The 20,339-nt window shown below is 69.9% G+C and carries 15 protein-coding genes and 3 pseudogenes; 10 read left to right on the top strand and 8 right to left on the bottom strand.

All coding sequences use genetic code 11. From position 1 onward, the window contains the following. Positions 1 to 77 precede the first annotated feature (77 nt). Positions 78 to 521 (bottom strand): annotated as a pseudogene (locus OG514_RS31835) (M15 family metallopeptidase). Positions 522 to 626: 105 nt separating this feature from the next. Between OG514_RS31835 and OG514_RS31830 the strand changes: the two are divergent. After that, positions 627 to 995, top strand: coding sequence for a hypothetical protein (locus tag OG514_RS31830; protein ID WP_266900613.1), 369 nt, complete (start codon positions 627 to 629; stop codon positions 993 to 995). Between the two features lie 437 nt (positions 996 to 1,432). Then, positions 1,433 to 2,662 carry an aromatic acid exporter family protein gene (locus tag OG514_RS31825; RefSeq protein WP_266900612.1) on the top strand — a complete coding sequence of 410 codons (1,230 nt, stop codon included), beginning with the start codon at positions 1,433 to 1,435 and terminating at the stop codon, positions 2,660 to 2,662. 61 nt (positions 2,663 to 2,723) lie between these two features. Here the strand turns inward: OG514_RS31825 and OG514_RS31820 are convergent, their stop codons facing one another. Beyond that, positions 2,724 to 3,425, bottom strand: coding sequence for a restriction endonuclease (locus OG514_RS31820; protein ID WP_266900611.1), 702 nt, complete (start codon positions 3,423 to 3,425; stop codon positions 2,724 to 2,726). A gap of 547 nt (positions 3,426 to 3,972) precedes the next feature. Between OG514_RS31820 and OG514_RS31815 the strand changes: the two genes are divergently transcribed. The 5 genes from OG514_RS31815 (at position 3,973) to OG514_RS31795 (ending at position 11,074) form a co-directional block, all read left to right on the top strand. Beyond that, positions 3,973 to 4,545: a GNAT family N-acetyltransferase gene (locus OG514_RS31815; RefSeq protein ID WP_266900610.1), complete on the top strand. Its 573-nt coding sequence runs from the start codon at positions 3,973 to 3,975 to the stop codon at positions 4,543 to 4,545. A gap of 760 nt (positions 4,546 to 5,305) precedes the next feature. Next, positions 5,306 to 6,172, top strand: a complete 867-nt coding sequence (locus OG514_RS31810; RefSeq protein WP_266900609.1) for a GNAT family N-acetyltransferase — start codon at positions 5,306 to 5,308, stop codon at positions 6,170 to 6,172. 1,801 nt (positions 6,173 to 7,973) lie between these two features. Further along, complete coding sequence (locus tag OG514_RS31805; protein WP_266900608.1) at positions 7,974 to 9,320, top strand: globin domain-containing protein; 1,347 nt, start codon at positions 7,974 to 7,976, stop codon at positions 9,318 to 9,320. Next, the gene (locus OG514_RS31800; protein ID WP_266900607.1) at positions 9,317 to 10,153 is read left to right on the top strand and encodes a pyridoxamine 5'-phosphate oxidase family protein; all 837 of its coding nucleotides are present in this window, start codon (positions 9,317 to 9,319) and stop codon (positions 10,151 to 10,153) included. Before OG514_RS31805 ends, OG514_RS31800 begins: the two co-directional genes overlap by 4 nt. 114 nt (positions 10,154 to 10,267) lie before the next feature. Continuing rightward, a complete protein-coding gene (locus OG514_RS31795; protein WP_266900606.1) occupies positions 10,268 to 11,074 on the top strand; it encodes a polysaccharide deacetylase family protein in 807 nt (268 codons plus the stop codon). 472 nt (positions 11,075 to 11,546) lie between these two features. On the opposite strand, the gene OG514_RS31790 is transcribed toward OG514_RS31795, so the two are convergent. The 4 genes and pseudogenes from OG514_RS31790 to OG514_RS31775 all read right to left on the bottom strand — a co-directional run bounded on the left by OG514_RS31790 (position 11,547) and on the right by OG514_RS31775 (position 14,476). Next, the gene (locus OG514_RS31790) at positions 11,547 to 12,260 is read right to left on the bottom strand and encodes a hypothetical protein (RefSeq protein ID WP_323181646.1); all 714 of its coding nucleotides are present in this window, start codon (positions 12,258 to 12,260) and stop codon (positions 11,547 to 11,549) included. An 807-nt stretch (positions 12,261 to 13,067) separates the two neighbouring features. Then, positions 13,068 to 13,197, bottom strand: a pseudogene (locus OG514_RS31785) (RNA polymerase sigma factor SigF); the annotation flags it as partial. 24 nt (positions 13,198 to 13,221) lie between these two features. Continuing rightward, positions 13,222 to 13,376: pseudogene (locus tag OG514_RS31780) on the bottom strand (hydrophobic protein). A 755-nt stretch (positions 13,377 to 14,131) separates the two neighbouring features. Next, complete coding sequence (locus tag OG514_RS31775) at positions 14,132 to 14,476, bottom strand: hypothetical protein (RefSeq protein WP_266900604.1); 345 nt, start codon at positions 14,474 to 14,476, stop codon at positions 14,132 to 14,134. A 599-nt stretch (positions 14,477 to 15,075) separates the two neighbouring features. On the opposite strand from OG514_RS31775, the gene OG514_RS31770 reads away from it, so the two are divergent. Together OG514_RS31770 and OG514_RS31765 are read left to right on the top strand one after the other, a co-directional pair. Further along, positions 15,076 to 15,333 (top strand): WhiB family transcriptional regulator, encoded by a 258-nt coding sequence (locus OG514_RS31770; protein WP_266900603.1) that lies wholly within the window; start codon positions 15,076 to 15,078, stop codon positions 15,331 to 15,333. Between the two features lie 645 nt (positions 15,334 to 15,978). Next, a complete protein-coding gene (locus tag OG514_RS31765) occupies positions 15,979 to 16,419 on the top strand; it encodes a VOC family protein (RefSeq protein WP_266900602.1) in 441 nt (146 codons plus the stop codon). Between the two features lie 204 nt (positions 16,420 to 16,623). Here the strand turns inward: OG514_RS31765 and OG514_RS31760 are convergent, their stop codons facing one another. Then, entirely contained in the window at positions 16,624 to 17,058 is a 435-nt protein-coding gene (locus OG514_RS31760; RefSeq protein ID WP_266900601.1) for a MarR family winged helix-turn-helix transcriptional regulator, read from the bottom strand. A 118-nt stretch (positions 17,059 to 17,176) separates the two neighbouring features. Between OG514_RS31760 and OG514_RS31755 the strand changes: the two genes are divergently transcribed. Next, the gene (locus tag OG514_RS31755) at positions 17,177 to 18,304 is read left to right on the top strand and encodes an NADH:flavin oxidoreductase (RefSeq protein ID WP_266900600.1); all 1,128 of its coding nucleotides are present in this window, start codon (positions 17,177 to 17,179) and stop codon (positions 18,302 to 18,304) included. Between the two features lie 270 nt (positions 18,305 to 18,574). Here OG514_RS31755 and OG514_RS31750 read toward each other — a convergent pair whose 3' ends face one another. After that, complete coding sequence (locus OG514_RS31750; RefSeq protein ID WP_266900599.1) at positions 18,575 to 20,068, bottom strand: tetratricopeptide repeat protein; 1,494 nt, start codon at positions 20,066 to 20,068, stop codon at positions 18,575 to 18,577. Between the last annotated feature and the right edge of the window lie 271 nt (positions 20,069 to 20,339).

Below are 20,339 nucleotides of genomic sequence, written 5' to 3'. Positions count from 1 at the left end.
TCCTCAGGTGCGGGCCGAGGTCTCCGGCCCACACCGGGACTGCTGCCCATCGTGCGGGGCCTTCGTGAGGTGTGCGGTCAGTCGAGTTCCCTGGGCCCGTAGTGGGCGACGGCTGCTCCGGTCTGCAAAGCCCAGTAGCGGTCTCCGCACGACCAGTGCCACCACTCTGTGGGGTAGTTGACCAGGCCGGCAGCGGTCAGCGCAGCACTCAGGACGTCCCGATGGGAGCGAGCCTCGGCGCTGATGTTGTCGGCTCGCAGTTGGGCCGCGTACTCGTCGAAGTAGTGGCGTTGCAGCGACGGCGGACGATACCCCTCGACGAACAGCACCGCACCCCCTCAGGCAGCTGCGCCTGCGCCTTGAGGAGTCGATCGAGCACTCCTTCCCGCAGGTGGGCGAAGGCACTGGCGGAGTCCTGCCACTTGCGCTCGTCGACCAAGCAGGGGAATGCCTCGTCGCACATCCACGAGCCGTTCACCGCACTCCCGGACAGGCACGGCTGCGACCTTCGGGTCGGACATCAGAACGATCTCAGTCGTGAAGCGATCATCTCCTGACCCGAGTCCGTCCCGCCGCGCCGTTCCATGGTCCCGAACCGATGGGATGTGGACAGCGAGCATGGCGCCATGACCACTGATCATCCCGCCGAGCGCGGCGGCGCCGGGCGCGACCGGTTCGCCGCGTTCTCCGATCGGGCGTCGAACATCACCAGCTCCCCGCTGTTCTACGTCCTGTGTGTGCTTCTGGTCCTCGGCACGGTCGTCCTGCACTTCATGCACCCACCGCTGTCCTGGCTGATCTTCGCCGGGGATGTCATGACGGCCGTCAACCTCCTCCTGCTCGCTCTGCTGAAGAACACCGAGCGGCGTGACACGCACGCCGTTCAGCGCAAGCTGGACGCCATCGCAGCAGCCCTGCTGGAGCAACGCGACGGCACCAGCCACACAGCGGCGGACGAGCTGCGGCAGGCGATCCGGATGGAGGAAGACCAGTGAGGGCCAGAGACCGAGACCCATGCCGTCGACCGTGACCAGCGCCCTCGCCGAAGGTCGGGCGCGCCATCGAGCCCCCAGCGAGCTCGCAGGGAGTGGAGCGCGGCGGGTCTCCCACGGCTTGCTCGCCGCACGCCGAACTCCCCGCGCTCGCCATGGCGTCACGCATGCGCAGCAACCGGGCTGACGCTCCCTCCCCCGAGCTCGCCGGCATCGGCATCCCGCGGGTCAAGGGTCCCCTGCCTGATCAGGGCACACGCGGCGGCAGCTGCTGGGGCAGCACGGCAACCGGTATCAACGCCGTCCCTTTCGGAGCTGCCCGTCCCCGAAGTGGGGGTGATCCCTCGTCCGCCCGGGCGTACCCACGTATGAACCCGGGGTCGTCCGGGCAGGCGGTCGTCCATACGGCCCCTGCGGGGCGGCGACGGACGAGGTGGGGCGTGGCACTCGGCAAAGGACAGCACGACCGGGGCCAGGGGCTGCTCGCGCGCGTTCGGCGCGACCCTTTCGCCGTCCAGACCGTACGGTCCACGGCGGCGGCCACCCTCAGCTACGTCGTCGCCCTCCGGCTCAGCAGCGAACCGGTCCCCCTCACCGCACCCCTCACCGCCCTCCTCGTCGTCCAGGTCACGCTCTACTCCACCGTGACCACCAGCCTGCGCCGGGTGAACTCGGTCGTCGTCGGTGTCCTCATCGCCATCGCGTTCAGCGCCGTCGTCGGCCTCTCCTGGTGGAGTCTCGCCCTCGTCATCCTGGCCTCGCTGCTGGTCGGCCGGCTCGTGAAGGTCGAGGAGTTCATCCCCGAGGTCGCCATCAGCGCCATGCTCGTCCTCGGCGTCACCCAGGTCTCCGACACCGCCTGGGACCGCGTCCTGGAGACCCTCATCGGCGCCGCCGTGGGCATGCTCTTCAACCTGCTTCTCGCCCCGCCCGTCTGGGTCGACACCGCAGGCGACTCCATCGAGGACCTCGCCCGACGGATGCGGCTGCTCCTCCTCGACGTGGCGGACGAGTTCACCGGTGCACCCCCCGTCGAGCAGGCCGCCACCCGGCTCCACGAGGCCCGCCGTCTCGACAACGACGTCGCCGACGTCGACGGGGCCCTGCGCACCGCCGAGGACAGCCTGCGGCTCAACCCCCGCGTCAAGGAGGGCCTCCTGCACCGGGTGGTGTTGCGTACCGGCCTCGACACCCTGGAGATCTGCGCCGTCGTCCTGCGGGTCCTCGCCCGCACCCTGACCGACCTGGCCAAACATCGTGCCGGGCACCAGCTGCTGCCCGAGCAGGCCGCCCTGGCCATCCGGGAGACCGCCCAGTACACCGCCGACGCCCTCGTCAGCTTCGCCGTCCTGGTCACCGCGCGGGGCAGCGAGGACGCCGAGGCCGCGGAGACCCGGCTTACGGGCGAGCTGCGGGCGGCCAGGGCCTGCAGGGACCACGCCGCCGACCGGCTCCTCGCCCTCGCCCTCGCCGACCCCGGGCGCTGGCAGCTGTACGGGGCACTGCTCACCGAGGTCGACCGGATCCTCGACGAACTCGACCCCGAGCACCGGGGCCACCGACTGATGGAGGAGCTGGACCGGCGGGTCCGCGAGCGCAGTGACCGCCGACGCCGTATCGCCCTCCGTGACCGGTGGGCCATGCGCCGGCCCGGCCGCGCCGGCGGATGACCGCTCGCGACGGGGTACTCACTCACGACCCCCTCGACTCGATCGTGCTCCGCTGCCCACGTCAAGAGAGTGCGGTGGGCTTGCGCGGCGACGGCACGGCCCGCAGCAACTCCCACAGGGGCGTCGATCCGGCGGCCCACTGGGCGAGGAGATGGCGGTCGACCAGGTGGAGGCGCTGGGACGAGGCGAAGTCGAGAGCGGGGGCGGAGAAACGGCCGTTGGTGAGCATGACGAGGACGTCGCCGCCGTGGATCTGTCGACCGGTGCCGTTGAGGACCTGGAGGTCCGGAGTACCGACGGCGGAACCTGACCAGCCGGCCTTGCGGTGCTTGCACTGGATCACCCAGCGCCTTCCGAACGGGTCGGTGGCCTTCACGTCCGCTCCGTTGTCGCCGCGTCCGCCGACTTGTCGGGCGTCCTGGCAGCCGTCTCGGCGCATCAGGTCGCGGACGGCGTACTCGAACTGGGTGTAGTGCAGGCCGTCCAGGTGCTCGACGGCATACCTCAGGCCCTGAGCCCTGACGCGGCTCCACCGCGCGGCCTCCTGCCGTCGGTGCGTCCAGAGCGCTCCAGCACCTGCCGCGACCAGCAACGCCAGAAGAACCACCCACGGATGCGCGGCCAGCCACGACACCACTGCCATGACCAGACTCACGGCCACCATCCCGATCAGTCCGAGCACCCACAAGTTGACCGGAACGGGGCTCTTGCGACGGCGCGGCCCACGCCGGGCGGGCCGACGGCGGGTGGGACGGCGGCTCATCGGCCGCTCCCTGAGCTGGGGAAGACGATCGGATACGAGACGGTCGGTGTCGAGCGCACCACCGGCTTGTCCCGTCCGGGCCACTTGATCGGATAGACGACCGTCGACTGCGTCCGGGGTATCCGGTGTCGCCCCGGCTGGTCACTCGCCCCGGTGGTCGTGTTTCCACTACCGAAGAGAACCACCCCTGCCACGATCATCCCCGCGATCGCCGTCTGCCGGCGGGCGCCGGCCGGGAGGCGCGTGTGCCTCCCGACCACGGTTCCGTCGGACTTCGCATACTGCTCGACCACAGGCACAGCGGTGTCCCCCCTCATCAGTCGAGTCACGCCTCCCTGCGCGACCGGCTCATGAAAGCACCCACCACTGACAACGTGTCACATGGAGATCACCATTCGTGATCATTTTGCGCCACGAGCTCCGCACGCGTGCCGAGGTGGGCTGCCCGAGGGCCGGAACGTACGTGCGGATCGCGCCGGCGAAAGTAGTGGTGTACGGCATCGGAGGGTGAGCGGCGCCCCTCCTGTACACGTGACATCGTGGTGTCATGACCATCGTGGTTCGCCCGGCTGCCGTCTTCGAGGATGTCCGCACCCTCGTCGGTCCGAAGTCACCCGGGGCCAACGTCTGCTGGTGCCTGAGCTACCGGATCCCGTCCAAGCTCAACAACGAGCTCCGTGGGCCGGCCCGCGGTGAGTACGTCGCCGAGCTGTGTCGGACGGCACCCCCTCCGGGGGTGCTCGCCTACGACGGTGACGAGCCGGTCGGATGGGCCGCCGTGGCACCGCGCTCGGACACCTCGTTCGCGCACAGCCGTAAGATCCCGCACGTTGACGACCTGCCGGTCTGGTCGCTGTGGTGCATCCGCGTACGTCCCGGTCATCGCAGGAAGGGGATCTCGCACGCCCTGATTGCCGGTGCGGTCGAGTTCGCCCGCGCCCATGGCGCACCGGCGATCGAGGCGTACCCGCTCGACAACGGTGGCGCCACAGTCGACGCGACGATGGCGTACGCCGGGATCCGGAAGAACTTCCAACGCGCCGGGTTCACCCACGCCGCCGACACCACATCGGTACTGGCCGGTCATCCCCGGGTCCTGATGCGGCTCGACCTGCGCTGACAGGCCCTGGGACCTCTACGGCCAGCAGGACAGTGGTGAGCGGCGAGTGGCGAGTGGTCAGGCCGAGGCCGGAAGGCGCGCGAGGCTCGCTCCGCGAGGACGGGAGGAGGGCTGCGTGGCCGGAATCGCCGGAAAGGTGCCGTACCCCCACTCTTTGAGAGCGCTCTCAAGCGCTGGCCAGAGTATGTCCGTCCAACTCGCGGCGATCAAGGGGTCACGCAGGGCCGGACCGACGTCTTTCGCGGGGTGCGCGCGGACAGACCGTCAGGCGGCTGACGTGGCGACGGCGGACCTGGTCCGCGACGTCTTTCGGCCTGCAGTCGGTCGTCGTCCCGGACCCGGCGACAGCTCACTATTGGTGTGCCGGGGGCGCCGTGGGGAGCAGGAATGGCGGAGGTGAGGTACGGAGCCTGCCCGGCACTCCAATGAGCGGTGTGCATCGTGAAGGTGCCGGTCACCGGTCTCGCGCGAGTTGTCTTCGGCGTACTCGTGCTGGTCGTGCGCGGCAGCCTGAGGTGTAGATCGTCTGGCAGGTGCCGGTTTGCGTTTTCTCGCCCGCCGTCTCGGGTTGCGCTCGTACGCTCCGGCGCATGGTGGACCCCGAGGTGCGTGAGCGCATCACCGCGCCGCGTGGAACGGGGGGACCGAAGCTGCTGGGCTGTTGCGGGAGAAGAAGCTCTTGGTCGGGCCGCTGCGGGAGCAACTTGCCGGCCCGGTTAATCGGTTGCGGACCTTCGGGCTGGAGTGTCTGATCCCAGCTATGACGATTGTGCTGGGTACGCCGACTGTCGACGGGGTACGCGAGGCCATGGCCGCGCTGCGGGAGTGGCAGTACGACGTAGCGCCGATGCAGTTGCACTCCGGGGACATCGGCTGGAACTACCGATTCGGAACGGCCCAGACTGCCGCGGTGGTCCGGACCTGGAGTCGGGACGGGCGGATTCTCGCGGTCGGGATGCTCGACACGCCGACGCTGGTGCGGATGACGGTCGCTCCGGACGCCTTCCAGGATGAGGACTTGGCGCGGCGGCTCGTCGAGGACTTCTCGCTGGCTGAGCGCGGCGTGCTGCCGGACGGAGCGGTGTCCATCGAGGCTCCGCCAGGCCTGCTGCTCCACGACCTGCTGAGCAAGGAGGGCTGGGGCGTCGACGAGCCGTGGACGCCGCTCTTCCGCGACCTCACCGACCCGGTGGAGGACCCCGGCGTGCGGATCAAGTCGATCGGCCCGGAGCAGGCACAGGACTTCGCCGACGTCCTACGGTCGGCGTTCAACACCTCGCGGCCTACGCGCGAGTACTGGCACGCGATGTCGGCCGGACCGTTCTACGCCGACGCCCGCTGCCTGGGCGCCTATGACGACCAGGGCAGCGTGGCGGCGGTGGTGACGGTGTGGTCGGCCGGCCCGGGGAAGCCGGGGCTGGTCGAGCCGATGGGCGTCCACGAGAACCACCGTCGTCGCGGCTACGGCCGGGCGATCACCGTGGCCGGGGCGGCCGCGCTGCGGGAGATGGGCTCGTCAAGCGTCCGTGTGTGCACGCCGAGTTCCAACGTCGGAGCCGTCGCCACGTACAAGGCCGCCAGGTTCGAGGTGCGGCCGGAGGTGCGGGACCGCATCCGGACGGCCTGACGCCGGGGCTGCTGGGTAAGGCGGCGGTCTGGGACGTAGATCGTCCGGCAGGTGCGGGTTCTGCGTTTCTCGCCCGCCGTCGCGGGTTGCGCTCGCATGTTCCGGCGCATGGTGGACCCGCCCCGAGGTGCATGAGCGGATCACCGCGCGCCGCGCGGAGCGGGATGAACCGGAAGAGCAGCTGGTCAAGCGGCTGTCCGAGGTGCGGCCGAGCGAGCGGGACGAGCCGGCCGTGGCGGTGCGGGTGTGGCAGCGGATGAGCGAGCAGCTCACTGACGAGCGGGCAACGACCGGGTCGCCGGTGGTGCAGGTGACGGGTCGGGCGGTGCGGATGGTCCCGGACCGGGCGTCAGGGGTGGCCGAATCCGCGCTGCCGGCGGACTACCAGCGCCTTCTGGCCGCCGTGCGGCAGGCCGGCGGGTGGCAGGCCGGCGGGCCGGTCGCCACCCGGGCCGTCGGTGAGGACGGACCGGGGACGGATCGACCTGAGAACCTTCGCTGCGGTGCAGTATTCGCGGGGAGAACTCGGTCCTCCACTCCCCCGGAGGAATGCGAGGGCGAGTTCGTCATCCACCACGCGCCAGTGCGCTCCAACAACAACGTCATCAATGTGACGCGGAAGCCGCGTTATGTGACCGCATGGTGGGAACTGGACACAGGGGATTCCCACTGGGACGCCACCAACTCTCCGTTCAAAGGCAAATGCCTCACCGACGACTCCGCGACCCAGAGCTACACCCTTCGCGGCCGTCATGAACCCGTCACGCCCGTGACCCACCGCCGACAGACCTCCGCGACCGCCACGGCAGGAACAGCGCCGACGCGACCACCGCATGACCTGCTCGCCGAACGGGGCGGGCCGGCGTCACGACGGGTTGCTGGTGGGTACGGCGCGGGCCACAGTGTGGACTCCGCCCACGCATCGGGTCGCTGCGATGTGACATGGGGGCGAGGGCATCCGGGGCCGGTTCAGCGAGGCCGGTCAGGGACCCGAGCACTTCGGCCACCGCCGACGTCGTGGAGTCGTACGGCAGCAGGCAGTCGGTGAGCAGCCGGACGGGGTCGGTGTGACACCCCGCCAGAAGGTGATCGGACGGCGTGCCATGTCGATCGCGTGGTACGGGGTCCCCCGGGTCCGGGCTGCTCAGCTCCTGGCGGGCACAGCTGCCAGGTCGTCGAAGCGCGCGTCCAGTGCAGCGCGCCTGGCGACGCGAGCGCTTCTGCTCCTGCATGTGCGGTCATTGGTGGCACAGGCTGTCCGTCGTCGAATGACTCCCTCGCTCGGCGCGGCACGGACCCTCGCTTCCGCCGGCCTCCTCGTGGGCCCACCAGCCACGTACCGACGTGTTCCCGGACGGCCTCCGCGACGCAGAGGCGGACCGCGGCACCGCCCAGACTGCCCCGTGGGTGGCGCCGAGGCACTCGTCGGGATGGTCCGGCTTCACCGACGCCCTCCGCTGCCGGCCCCTCGCCGATCTGGTCGACGCAGATGTGGAGAAGTTCGGGTCACCGCGTGAGTTTTCGGTCGGCGAATTCCTCTCTTACGCCGCACCGGAAACAGTTTCAGGCCCTTCCAACTCAATAGTAACCAGCCTCTGAACAGCCAAAACGCCCTCTCCGAGGGGGCGGTCAAGGGAATCCACGGAATTCAGACGGGCGGGGTATGGTCGGGCCCGCTCACCCGTCCGAGTATTCGTCGAACGCCGTGGGCCACAAGGAAACAAGGAAAACGAGGAAAACGGGGCACATGCAGACCCCGTGGGCGAAGACCGACCAAAGACGTTCGAGGCGAGGCAGACCGATGGAAGCTCCGACCACCCCGTCGGCCGACGGCTACGGCCCCGGTGCCGCTGCCACTGCCGGCGGTCAGGACGGGGGCTGGTTCGCGCGAGGTCCGAAGGGAGCGCACGGGCCCCGGCGACCCGGGCATCCGGAGACCGGCCGGTCGGCCCCGGAAGCCGCGCGCCCGGCGGAACGCCAACCGACCCCGACCCCGGCAGCGACCCCGGCAGCGGCAGCGGTCCCGTCCGCCACGGAGCTGTTGCGCCGCACGATGGCCGAGATCGAGCCGATCGCCGACCGGGTCACCTCGTACTTCTACGCACTGCTCTTCCTCCGCCACCCCGGTTTGCGGGACCTCTTCCCCGCCGCGATGGACACCCAGCGCGACCGGCTCTTCAAGGCCCTGCTCACCGCCGCGACCCACGCGGACGACCCCGTCACCCTGACCACGTATCTGACCCACCTCGGCCGCGGGCACCGGAAGTACGGCACTCTCCCCGAGCACTATCCGGCCGTCGGCGAGGCCCTGATCGGCGCCCTCGCCCGCCACGCCCCGGAGACCTGGGGGCCACGGACCGAGGCCGCGTGGGTGGGCGCCTACACCACGATCTCCCAGATCATGATCGACGCGGCGACCGAGGACGAGCTGCGTGCGCCGGCCTGGTGGCAGGCGGAGGTGGTCGCCCATGTCATGCGGACGAAGGACGTCGCGGTCGTCACGGTCCGGCCCGACGGGCCGTATCCCTTCCTCGCCGGGCAGTACACGGCCCTTGAGACCCCCTGGTGGCCGCGGATCTGGCGGCACTACTCCTTCGCCTCCGCGCCCCGCTCCGACGGACTCCTCTCCTTCCACGTCAAGGCCGTACCGGCGGGCTGGGTCTCCAACGCCCTCGTCCACCGCGCCCGCACCGGAGACGTCATCCGGCTCGGTCCTCCCGCCGGTTCCATGACCGTGGACCACACCAGCGACAACGGGCTGCTGTGTCTCGGCGGCGGCACCGGCATCGCGCCCATCAAGGCCCTGGTGGAGGATGTCGCCCAGCACGGTCGGCGCCGCTCCGTCGACGTGTTCTACGGCGCTCGCCAGAACCAGGGCCTGTACGACATCGACACGATGCTCCGGCTGCAGCAGGCGCACCCCTGGCTCTCGGTGCGCCCGGTCCTCGACGACGGTCCCGTCGGCCTGCTGTCCGGAGGCATCCCGGAGGCCGTACGCGAGTTCGGCCCGTGGCACACCCACGACGCGTACCTGTCCGGCCCGCCCGGAATGATCCGGTGCAGCGTCGACACCCTCGTGGGCATCGGCATACCCACCCACCGCATACGGCACGACTCCATCGAAGAACTGGTCGGGGCAACGACGTGAGTACTTTCGAACACGCCGGACAGCAGGCGACGACGACCCTGCGCACCACCCGCCCGGGCAGTGACGGCGAACACCTCGTCCAGCAGCGCATGGGCACCACGGACCGCGCGGACCGCTTCTACGCAGACCAGGTCCTCGACCGACTGAACCCCCGGATGCGCGAGTTCGTGAACCGGCAGGAGATGTTCTTCCTGGCCACCGCCGACCGACACGGTGCGTGTGACAACACCTTCCGCGCCGGCCCGCCCGGCTTCCTCCACGTCCTGGACGAAGCGACGCTCACCTACCCCGAGTACCGGGGCAACGGCGTCCACGCCAGCCTCGGCAACATCGAGGAGAACCCGCAGGTCGGCATCCTCATGGTCGACTTCCTCCGGGACCGCATCGGGCTCCATGTCAACGGCAGGGCCAGGGGCGTGGCCGACGACGAGATGCGCCGCGCCCACCCCTGGCTCCCGGCCGACCAAGTGCCCGGCCGACGGCCGCTGGTGTGGGTGGTGATCACCGTCGAGGAGGCGTACATCCACTGCGCCAAGCACATCCCCCACTTCCAGAAGGTCCCCGCGCGCGGCCACGGCCGCCCGTGGGGCACGGACGACTTCAAGCGCAAGGGCGGTGACTTCTTCGGAGCGGCCTCCGAAGCACCGGACCGCGGCCCGTACCTGCCGCCGCCCCGTCCGGACGCGGATGCGGCGACCTGGCGTGCGGAGGCGGAGAGGGTACTGGCGAGAGCCGAGCGGTACGCCCTCGGCGAAGGCGCCGGCGCCGGGGCGGAATCCCCTGCGGGAGCGCCGCCGTTCAGCGGCTGGTTCAGCAGGGGTACCTCGGTCTGAGTCCCCCGCTCCGCACGTTTACGCTCTTGGGGCCGGGTCGGGTGAAACCTTTCGGCCGTCTCTTCCGTCCCCTTCTCCGGGAGAGCGTTGAGAACGGGCGAGGAGCAGCAGGACATGGGGCTGAAGAGCAAGTACACCGCGCACATAGCCGTGGCGGCCTCGGCGGTCGCGATCAGCCTGGCGGCGTGGGGGGCCACCACGCTGACGGACACCGAGGCCGCCGCCCGAACGGGGGCGGGCGCGCAGGACACGCCCGAGGGACGGACGAAGGATCCGGCGCAGGGGCCGCCGCCGGTCTCGAAGGTGAGGATGCCTCAGGGGATCGCTCATGCCGCCGAGGCGGGCGGGAAGGCCGTGAACATCACCATCGACGACGGGCCCGACCCGCAGTGGACGCCCAAGGTGCTGGAGGTCCTCAAGCAGCACGACGTCAAGGCGGTCTTCTGCATGGTCGGGCCGCGGGCGAAGGAGTTCCCCGACCTGGTCAGGCGGATCGTCGCGGACGGGCACCGTCTCTGCGACCACACCACGTCCCACGACACCGCGATGGACAAGAAGTCCGTCGCGTACCAGCGGCAGCAGATCCTGGACGCGAAGAAGATGATCGAGGACGCCGCCGGGGGCGCCAAGGTGGAGTACTACCGGGCGCCGGGCGGTGCGTTCACCCCCGACAGCCGACGCATCGCCGCCGAGGCGGGGATGCGGCCGCTGGGGTGGAACGTGGACACCAAGGACTTCGAGAAGCCCGGCACGGGCGCCATCGTCAGCACGGTCAAGAACGAGCTGTCCAACGGGCCGACGATCCTCTTCCACGACGGCGGCGGCGACCGCGATCAGACCGTCGAGGCCCTGAAGCAGGTGCTGCCGTGGCTCAAGGAACAGGGACGCACCTTCAGCTTCCCCGTGCGCACCACGCCCTGAGGACGTACCGGACCGGCGGTGGGTGACCGGACGCCGGTCACCCACCGCCGGGTCCGCGGCCACGAGGTGTCCCGGTGTCAGAAACGGGCCATGAGGGCGGCGAGGCCGGCACGTGTGGCGACGTCGGTCTTGCGGAACACCCGGGAGAGGTGGGTGGCGGCCTTGCTACTGATCTGGGTCTCCGCGGCTGTACCGGTCTGTCACAGAACCGAATACTGGGCCGGATGTGACCTGGCCCGCGAGCGGCCTCCGTCGCGCGGCTGTCCTCCAGCAGTGCGACGGAGGCCGGTGTGTGTGGTCATTGAGCGCTACATGACGGATGGCGGCCCAGCAGGCCCTCGATGAGCCCGCCGTGCGCGCGGTGTTCGCGAAGCAGTCCGCGACGTCCACACCGCCCGCCCCGCCACGTGCCGATAGGCATAGGTCTCAACTCGAACGTGGAGGGGCTGGGGGGCCGGTCTCGTGTGGCCGGCTAGTGCATCAGCTCGGAGTGGGGGTGCTCGGGCGCCGCCGGGCAGACATAGAGCTGCTGGGCGTAGCCGCTGCCGATCTGGACCGCAGTGGGCTTGCCAGGTTCGAAGTGGTCAAAGCCCAGGGATGCTTCATCTGCCGGGCCCTCGTGCGGGAGCCAACTGCTGTCGTCGTCGGCCTCGAACGTGGCGATGGTCAGCAGGGCATCCATGTCGCTGCCACAGGCAGGGCAGAGCCGGGGGGCGGGGTCGGTGGCGCCCCAGAGAGGCCAGCCGCCGACTTTCCAGCCGGGTGCGCCGGCCAACTCATTGTCGTAGAAGTTCTGCGGGTACGACGCGTAAGCGCTGTCCACCCCTGTTTCGGCTGCCTGCCACACGCTCCAGTTGCCTATCTGCTCCTGGAGTTCCTTGCTCAACTCCAGGTGGTCCGGGTATTCGGTGACCTGCTCCGGGTTGAGCAGGCACGGCTCGGGCAGGTAGCCGTCGAACTGCATCGCGGGCGGTTCGGGGGGCGTGGTGAGGATGTCGGTGACCGTGGCTGCCGACCGCCAGAACAGCGCGGTCTTGGGCATGATCGGATGGTCGAAGGGGCACCACAGGGCCTGGAGCAGGTCCGCTCCGTCTGGCGCGTGCAGATCGGGCACATCCCGTGTGTACAACTGTGCGACCGGCAGCATCGCGAGGGAACCCTCATACGGGGCGACCGCCAGCGTCACTGGATACTTCCGAGGGGGTCGGATTCGCTCAAGGGTCTCTCGTTCCTGTGAGGTCAGGCTCCTGCCGCGCGAGGCAGCACGGATCCGTCGTTCCAGCCTCACGTCCGCTGGGGACAGGGCCCGGTTGATTCCGTCCACCACATGAGGTCCGTCGCAGTGCGGCCACGGCTCGTCGGCGGGCCATAGCAGCGGTCCGCCGATGGAGCTGTCCTGCGGTGACGGAGACCCGGGGCGGGGGTGCAACCGGGTCGCCGTGCGTGCCAGCGGAGCCAGCTGAGGAAAGACCGTGGTCACGTCGAACGGCCGCGGCGAAGTGGTCGGGGTGCGGTTCATGAACTCGATCTTGCCAACTGGCTATGACAACGGGACCGACCCGCAGCCGCCTCGGGGCAACCATCTCTCCAGGCGGTACATCCGGGAACGCACGGGTGCGCAACTGCTTTCTCACAAGCGGTGGCACGTCCGCACATGCGCACGCTGCGGCCGTCGGGCGGCGAAGTCGGCGGAACCTGGACCCGATACGCCCCCGGCGACCACGCACGGTGACGCCAGGACCGACCTCACCGAGTCCAGTTGTGGAAGCGCGCCCGCTGGGGACACTCGTCACGGAGGCATGGACAGGGCGCCTGCCCCAAGGCTTTCGCCCGGCAGACACCCTGGAGACGCACCGATCAGCCCAAGAAGGGCCGGGGCCTCGGCCGATCTCCACGCGCCGCACCACGTCCACGGGGGCGCGCGCGGGCGGTCGGCCGAATCATCCGGATCGAACAGGGCTTGACGCAGGCGCTTCATGGGGCGCGAGAGCAGGCGGGATACGTGCACCCGGGCCTCCTGCAAGCGGCGGGTACGTGCACGCCCAGCAAGTGTCTCGGAAGAACGTCTTGATCTCTCCGACCATGTAGTAGGGCACGGCGAAGGTGGTGAACTCGACCGTCCTCCAGCGGTGGACGACTGGGGCCGTCTACCGGCGATGCCAGCGGGCCGGGCCGCTCTTGGGCCGGACCACGAAGCCCAGCGGCCACAGGACGAGGACGGCGATCCATCACAGCGCCTTGGCCGCGAAGCCGGCGCCGAGAGCGGCAGGACGAGCAGAAGAACAAGAAGCAGCGGGACCATGCGCGTCTACCTCCCGAAGGACAGGTGGTGAAGGAGACGGATGGACGGGGTTCGGTCAGTACGCGACGCTGGGAAGGGCCGGGAACCTCGCCCCCCTCAGAAGCGGCGTTCGAAGAGCAGGGCCGCCGGTCCGAGGCCGCGTCGCCGCGCCCGCCGTCCCAGCGCGTACGCGAGGGTGAGCTCGGCCGCCGTGCCTGCGACGGCACCCGCCGTCACCGTGGCTCGAGTGCGGCATAGACCTCGTGTGGGGAGAAAAGCGCTCCCCGCCCGTCGGGCGGGACGAGCCACGAAAGGCCGGTCACCTTCCGGCCGGGGTCGGGGACGGCCAGCCAGGTTCCCGTCGTCAGGTACCGAGCGGCCCGCCCCAGCTTCGTGGCGGGGCTGCCTGGAGTCATCAGCAGCACGAGCTCCTGACGCCTGCTGTTGCGGAGCACCGGGCCGGTCGTTGAACGCCCGCGGCGGGCGACTGCGTTCAGCAGGCCGTGTCCCAGCGTCTCCGGCACTGCAAGGGCGTCCCAGAGCCGCCCCGCCGGCAAGAGCACCACACCCCGATCGCTCAGCCCCCACTCGCTCAGGCACTTGTTGGGGTCATCGCAGACGGAAGCCAGCCACCGCACCGACCGCAAAGAGGAATACATCTCTTCCTACCTCGTTCCTTGGATCAGCCGACGAAGTGGCTGACTATCCCGGACCAGGAGCTGCATGGGCAGGGAGGCGAGGCATGGCGGATTCAACCGGCCGACTCTTGTGATGTGTCAGTGGGTGCCAGACCGGCTGAGCCATCGACGGAGCGCACTGTGGGTGGTGTCGTCCAAGGTGCACAGCACCTCGATGACGTCGAGATCGCCCGGCATGGGTGCGATACCCGCCGTGGTGAGAGCGGCGTGCAGCTCCAGCCGGCGGCGGTCGGCCGGCTGCAGACGGTCGGACAGGCTGCTTGAAGGCGCAGGCTCCGGCTCGGGGAAGTCGTCGTACTCCATGATGCCGAAGACCGCCGATGTCTCCCTGGGCCGGTCGTCGACGTACACGGCAGGGAAGCGGTACGGGTCGAGATCCAACAGTGCGCGCGGAGCCGTGGTGAGCGCCTGGAACTCGGTCATGAGCGTCTCCTCAGTCGTCGTGCAACGTGCAGATGATGACGACGTGGGCACCGCGACCCGTTGCGGGCCAGGGAGAAAGCCACCCGGATGTCCCCTATGGCATCTCGTCACAAGTGAGATGAGCCGACGGACGCCGGCATCGCCGCCGACGACGGTTCGACCCGGCCCCGGCATGCGCGCGTTCAGCGAGGCGGGTCCGGACAGCGGTGAACGCACGGAAGGTCGAACGTGATGCCGTCCGCCGGCAGGAGGGCGGCCGCCCTGAAGGCGGAATGCCGTGCCTTGACGACGAAGAGGGAGTCTTCCTCCGGCACGATCGGCTCACCAGATCCGCACGCGGGCCGGTCGGCCTGATCGCTCGTGCACGTCAGGCCGATGCGTACGGCCAGGGCTCCGACGAGAAGGTACAGCAGCCCGCGCGCCACGAAGCCCGCTCGATCACCCGCCCCTACGGCCCTGGCCAGTCGGCTGACGGGCCGGGCCGCCACCCATCGTCGCGCCGGAAAGGGGGCGTACTCGCGAGGCTGACAGCGTTTCAAGTGCCGCCGACCGGTCAGCCGAATGGCAGGACACTCGCACCCGTAGACAGGAGGAACGCCATGGACAACTGGCGCGCATCCGCCGCCTGCCAGAACATCGACCCCGACCTCTTCTTCCCCGTGGGGACCGGCGCCCCCGCTCTGGTCCAGGCCGAAGAGGCCAAGCGCATCTGCCGAGGCTGCCCCGTTCAGGAGGCCTGTCTTCGCTGGGCCATGGACGACTCCCGTCAGGTGACAGGAGTGTGGGGCGGTCTCGACGAGAACGAACGCCGTTGCCTGAAGCGGCGGTTGCACCACCGCACGGCAAAGGCGCGGTGAGGACCCGGCCCCGGGAGATCCCGGCCCGGGCACCCACCGCGGGAACCCGTGACACCATCACGGGTCGCCCGAGCCGGACTGCCTCCGGGTCGCATCGCTCGGGCAGGTGTCACCAACAGACGGCGCGTTTCGGCCAAGGTTGCGCGACCCGACAGGGGGCTCTGCCGGGGAGAACGAAAGGGTGGATGGCCAAGACCTCGGTGATGACGCGCCTGGTCGTCAGGAGCCCGCCGAGCACTGCGACAAATGAGCGCCGACCGGCGACTGTGGGCGGAGCGTCGCTCGGGCGCAGACGGTCACTGTTGCGCACCAACGACGCCGTGGGTCGGGCGAGCGACTCGTGGATGGCGCCCGAAGGAGTGGAGACCCTGACCGGCGAGACGCGTCGGTGGGTGATGAGGCAGGCGGCCAGGCCGAGGAAGTCCTCGTGGATGTCGTCGCGTCGTTCCCACATCCACCATCGTGATGGGAGGGGCCATCTGCCCCGCACTCACCCTTGGCTCGCCAGCTGCTGTATCGGTGCTGAGACACGATCCAGATTCTTCGGAGATCGGCGGTCCGAGGATGTCGAGAACGGGTCACCGGATCCGTCCCCGGGTCATCGGCGGCCACCACCGGCCGCGCGCGGAAGAAGGAGAAGTCAGCATGGCGATTCAGCGGATGGACAACGTCGGCATCGTCGTCGACGACATGGATGCCGCCATCGCGTTCTTCGTGGAACTCGGTATGGAGCTGGAGGGCAGGGGGGAGGTCGAGGGCCTCTTCGCCGACCAGTGCACCGGACTCGAAGGCGTCCACTGTGACATCGCGATGGTCCGGACCCCCGACGGTCACAGTCGGCTCGAGCTGGCGAAGTACCGCAGCCCCGCGGTGATCAGCGGCGGCCCCCGCAACCGGCCGCACAACGTTCTGGGCACGCACCGCGTCATGTTCGCCGTCGACGACATCGAGGACACCGTTGCCCGCCTGCGCCCTCACGGCGCCACACTCGTCGGCGAGATCGCGCGGTTCGAGGACAGCTATCTGCTCTGCTACGTCCGCGGCCCGGAGGGCATCATCGTCGGACTGGCCGAACAGCTTCGCTGAGGACGGGTCGGACCACGAAGGTCCGACGCACCCCGGGTCCGACGCACCCTCGGTGAGCGATGTCGGCCTCTCGCCTTCGTCGCATCTCCCGGCACTTCTCTTCGGCCACGAGCACCGAGGTGAAGCGGACCGGCAGGCCGTTCTCGTTCTGGGGTACGTCCTCGCCCGCGGTGCCGTGAAGGGCCGGCACAAGCGGCCAGGGGGTCAGGCGTCGGGCTGGGAGACGAAGACCCGATCCAGCAGGGTGTACAGGGAGTCCCGGTCCTGGCCGGTGAGCCTGTCCAGGCCCTCCTGCGTCGTGCGCATTTTCGCGCGGATCGCGTCGGTGACGCGCTCGCCCTCTGCTGTGAGGATGACGTTCTTCACGCGCCGGTCGGAGGCGCTGGCCTCGCGGCGCACCAGGCCCCGCTTCTCCAGCCGGTCGATGATCCCGGTCATGTTGGACGCGTCGCAGGTCATGGTCTCGGCCAGGGAGCGCATCGCGGCGGGTCCCCGACGTAGCACGGTCAGGGCCTTGCCCTGGCTGGCCGTGAGGTTCTCGCTCGCCGCGGCGACGGTGAAGTCGCCGTAGTAGACGCCGAGCGACACGGAGAGCAGCTCCATGAGCTGGGCCGTGTCGACGCGGGGAGCTTCTGTCATGAGGGTCACTCTAGCCGGAGATGCTTGACTATCTCAAGCATTGGCCTCTACCGTCCTTTCGTTGCATGAAGTTCTCAAGCATCAAGGTTGTCAAGTAATCGCCACGAGGAGCGTCCCTGTGACCGTCACCGCGTCCCCCACCTCCCGCGCTGCCGAGATCCTGTCCCGGCCCGTCTCGCTGAACGGGCTGACCGTCCCGAACCGCATCGCGATGGCGCCGATGACGCGCATGTTCTCCCCCGGCGGAGTCCCCGGCGAGGACGTGCGGTCGTACTACGCCCGACGCGCCGCCGCCGGCGTGGGCCTGATCGTCACCGAGGGGACCTACGTCGGACACGAATCGGCCGGGCAGAGCGACCGTGTGCCGCGGTTCCACGGCGAGGAGCAGCTGGCGGGATGGGCGAAGGTCGCCGAGGCCGTGCACGCGGCGGGCGGCACGATCGTCCCGCAGCTGTGGCACATCGGCATGGTGCGCCAGCAGGGCCAGGCGCCCTACGCCGACGCCCCGGCGGTGGGCCCCTCCGGAATCCGCCCCGACGGCACCGAGGGCACGGGCAAGGCGATGACCCAGAGTGACCTGGACGACGTCATCGGCGCCTTCGCCGAGGCCGCCGCGGCCGCCGAGCGCATCGGCTTCGACGGCATCGAACTGCACGGCGCCCACGGCTACCTCCTCGACCAGTTCCTGTGGGCCGGGACGAACCGCCGTACCGACGCCTACGGCGGCGACCCCGTGGCCCGTACGAAGTTCGCGGCCGAGGTCGTGAGCGCGGTCCGCGCGACCGTCTCGCCCGACTTCCCGGTGATCTTCCGCTACTCGCAGTGGAAGCAGGACGCCTACGACGCACGGCTCGCCCAGTCCCCGCAGGAGCTGGAGGCAATTCTGGCTCCGCTCGCCGCGGCCGGCGTCGACGCCTTCCACGCCTCCACCCGCCGCCACTGGATTCCCGAGTTCGAGGGCTCGGACCTGAACCTGGCGGGCTGGACCAAGAAGCTCACGGGCAGGCCCACCATCACGGTCGGCTCGGTCGGCCTGGACGGCGACTTCATCCACGCCTTCGCGGGCGAAGGCGCCCCGGTACAGGGCATCGACGACCTCCTCGACCGCCTGGAGCGGGACGAGTTCGACATGGTCGCCGTCGGCCGCGCGCTGCTCCAGGACCCGGAGTGGGCGGCGAAGGTACTCGCAGGGCGGACAGACGAGCTCAAGCCGTACGACGCTGCCGCGGTGAAGACGCTCAGCTAGCCCCGGATCCTCGTGGCGGTTCGCCGACGGAGCCGACAAGCCGTTCCGGTTCGGCGTGGATCCGCAGAAGGTGGCGGCCTCGCCGGGCAGGAAGCCGGAGGCCCGGCTGGGCCGGGTGAGTCGGCGTCGCATCCACGCCGACGCCTCCACAGCGGGTCTCCACAGGGGGTCTCCGTCCCACGTCTCCGCAGGGGTCTCCGTCTTCCGGCTGCTGGGGGTCTCCGTCTTCCGGCCGCTGACGGAAGACGGAGACCCCCGCCGCTCCGGAATTCACCGAGATACGGGACCGGCTCCAGGCGCAGCACTTTCGCCGGATGGTGCGTGGGCGTCCGGACGAAGGGGCAAGGGCGGGAGTGCTTCGGCAGCTGTCGCAGCGGCGTCCCTCGCATGGCCGCGGGCGGCGGTGGCCAGGGCGGCATCGCCCAGGGCATCGGCGAGGCGAGCCCGAGCCGCCCAGTTGTACGAGCTGTCGGGCCGAAGCCCGATCCGCTCACTGATGAGCACACGGGCCAGTTCACGCCGTCCGGAGCCGAGCGCGGAGTCGATCAGGGTCTTCTGGAGCGCGTCGCGCTGCGCATGACTTCCGCCGAACTCGTGCAGCCTACGGCGCAGCGGCCACAGGAGCTCCACGACGGTGGCGTGCTTCCCTTGCCCGTGCGCCACCAGCGCTTCGCACGCGGGCAGACCGATGTCCGCGGTCATCCGTCTGTTGGTGACGGTGTCCGGACCCCCCTGGGCCAGCCATCGTCGTCGGTCCGCGATGAGCCGCGCCGCCTCCGCGAGCCGCCCGGCACCCACATAGGACATGACTGCGTGCACGTCGTTGAACGCGTAGAACGGTGGATCGGCTCGCGAGGCCCACGCATCGGCCAGCGCCCCGAAGCGGGGGCCGGACTCCCCTCCCGCGAGTCGGATCCGCCACAGCAGCGCTGCGGCATCCAGCAGTTCCATGGCCACGCCGGCCGACGCGTCGTTGTGCAGGGCGGCGTCGTAGATGCTCAAGGCGGTGCCGGTGTCCCCCGCCTCCAAGGCGTACAGGGAGTAGTGCCACCAGTTGTGGACGTTCAGGTAGTTGCCCTGCGCCCAGTCCTCGCGGCGGGCATCGAGGTAGCCGATGCCTTCCGACACCCGTCCCTGCATCTCGTAGGTGTGCACCACGGCGTGGATCGCCCAGACGTCGCGAGGGTTCTGCTCGACCGCGGCGAGTCCTGCCTCCTCGGCCAAGCGGTAGTGACCCGACTCCTCCAGCCCGAAGGCGTACATGCCCAACACCAGGCCGCGGTGGGGGTCGGCGGCGTCCCAGGCCGAGAGGGCTCCCCCGATGCGATCACGCAGGCGGACCGAGTCACCGGTGAAGAAGTCCAGCTGGTGCCCCACGGCCAGGGCGAGCGCGTCCCTCGGGCACACCAGGGACAACTCCTCCAGCAGCCCGCCCGCACGGTGCAGATCTCCGGCCAGCCATGCCCCGGCCGCGGCAAGGTGCAGGCGCTCCCGCACGGGCAGGGACGAGCCGTCCACGCCGGCCGTGTACCGGCCGAACCGCTGCCGCGCGGTGAGGGCGTCGCCGGGCTCCGTGCCCAACGCCCCGAGATAGGCGGCGAAGGACTGGGCGAGAGGTGAGGTCGGCGCGCTTTCGAGAGCATCGCCGACCGCCTGCTCGACCTCGGGGTCGAAGTGGAGCAGGGAGTCGACGGCCCGGTCCAGGTGTGCGGCCGTCTCTTCGGTGCACTCGTGCAAGGGGTTGCCGTACCGGTCTGTCACCATCGGAGATCACCTCGACGCGTCTACGGGGTGGTTGCGAGAAGCAAGGCAGCGGGAACACCACCGCACCCCTCATGAAGCCACCACCGGCACGGCCGGCGCCACCTGGACATGCGCGATCCGGCGAAGTGCCATGATCTGCCTCACCGTTCCATCGCTGGTGCGTTCTCGCATGAAACCGCCGCCTCTGTGGAACGATCCCTGGCCGGAGACCCGCCGCCGGACGTCCAGGACCTAGGATGCCCGGGTTCGAACGTGCAGGACATCGGGGGTA

Source organism: Streptomyces sp. NBC_00572, from assembly GCF_026341815.1.
Lineage (GTDB): Bacteria > Actinomycetota > Actinomycetes > Streptomycetales > Streptomycetaceae > Streptomyces.
This window is presented reverse-complemented; position numbering and strand designations above follow the sequence as displayed.

What these genes read in the sequence shown, in the direction of transcription:
- OG514_RS31830 (WP_266900613.1), top strand. Translation starts at nt 627, where the DNA reads ATGACCACTGATCATCCCGCCGAGCGCGGCGGCGCCGGGCGCGACCGG.
- OG514_RS31820 (WP_266900611.1), bottom strand. Translation starts at nt 3,425, where the DNA reads ATGAGCCGCCGTCCCACCCGCCGTCGGCCCGCCCGGCGTGGGCCGCGC.
- OG514_RS31815 (WP_266900610.1), top strand. Translation starts at nt 3,973, where the DNA reads ATGACCATCGTGGTTCGCCCGGCTGCCGTCTTCGAGGATGTCCGCACC.
- OG514_RS31810 (WP_266900609.1), top strand. Translation starts at nt 5,306, where the DNA reads ATGACGATTGTGCTGGGTACGCCGACTGTCGACGGGGTACGCGAGGCC.
- OG514_RS31805 (WP_266900608.1), top strand. Translation starts at nt 7,974, where the DNA reads ATGGAAGCTCCGACCACCCCGTCGGCCGACGGCTACGGCCCCGGTGCC.
- OG514_RS31795 (WP_266900606.1), top strand. Translation starts at nt 10,268, where the DNA reads ATGGGGCTGAAGAGCAAGTACACCGCGCACATAGCCGTGGCGGCCTCG.
- OG514_RS31775 (WP_266900604.1), bottom strand. Translation starts at nt 14,476, where the DNA reads ATGACCGAGTTCCAGGCGCTCACCACGGCTCCGCGCGCACTGTTGGAT.
- OG514_RS31770 (WP_266900603.1), top strand. Translation starts at nt 15,076, where the DNA reads ATGGACAACTGGCGCGCATCCGCCGCCTGCCAGAACATCGACCCCGAC.
- OG514_RS31765 (WP_266900602.1), top strand. Translation starts at nt 15,979, where the DNA reads ATGGCGATTCAGCGGATGGACAACGTCGGCATCGTCGTCGACGACATG.
- OG514_RS31760 (WP_266900601.1), bottom strand. Translation starts at nt 17,058, where the DNA reads ATGACAGAAGCTCCCCGCGTCGACACGGCCCAGCTCATGGAGCTGCTC.
- OG514_RS31750 (WP_266900599.1), bottom strand. Translation starts at nt 20,068, where the DNA reads ATGGTGACAGACCGGTACGGCAACCCCTTGCACGAGTGCACCGAAGAG.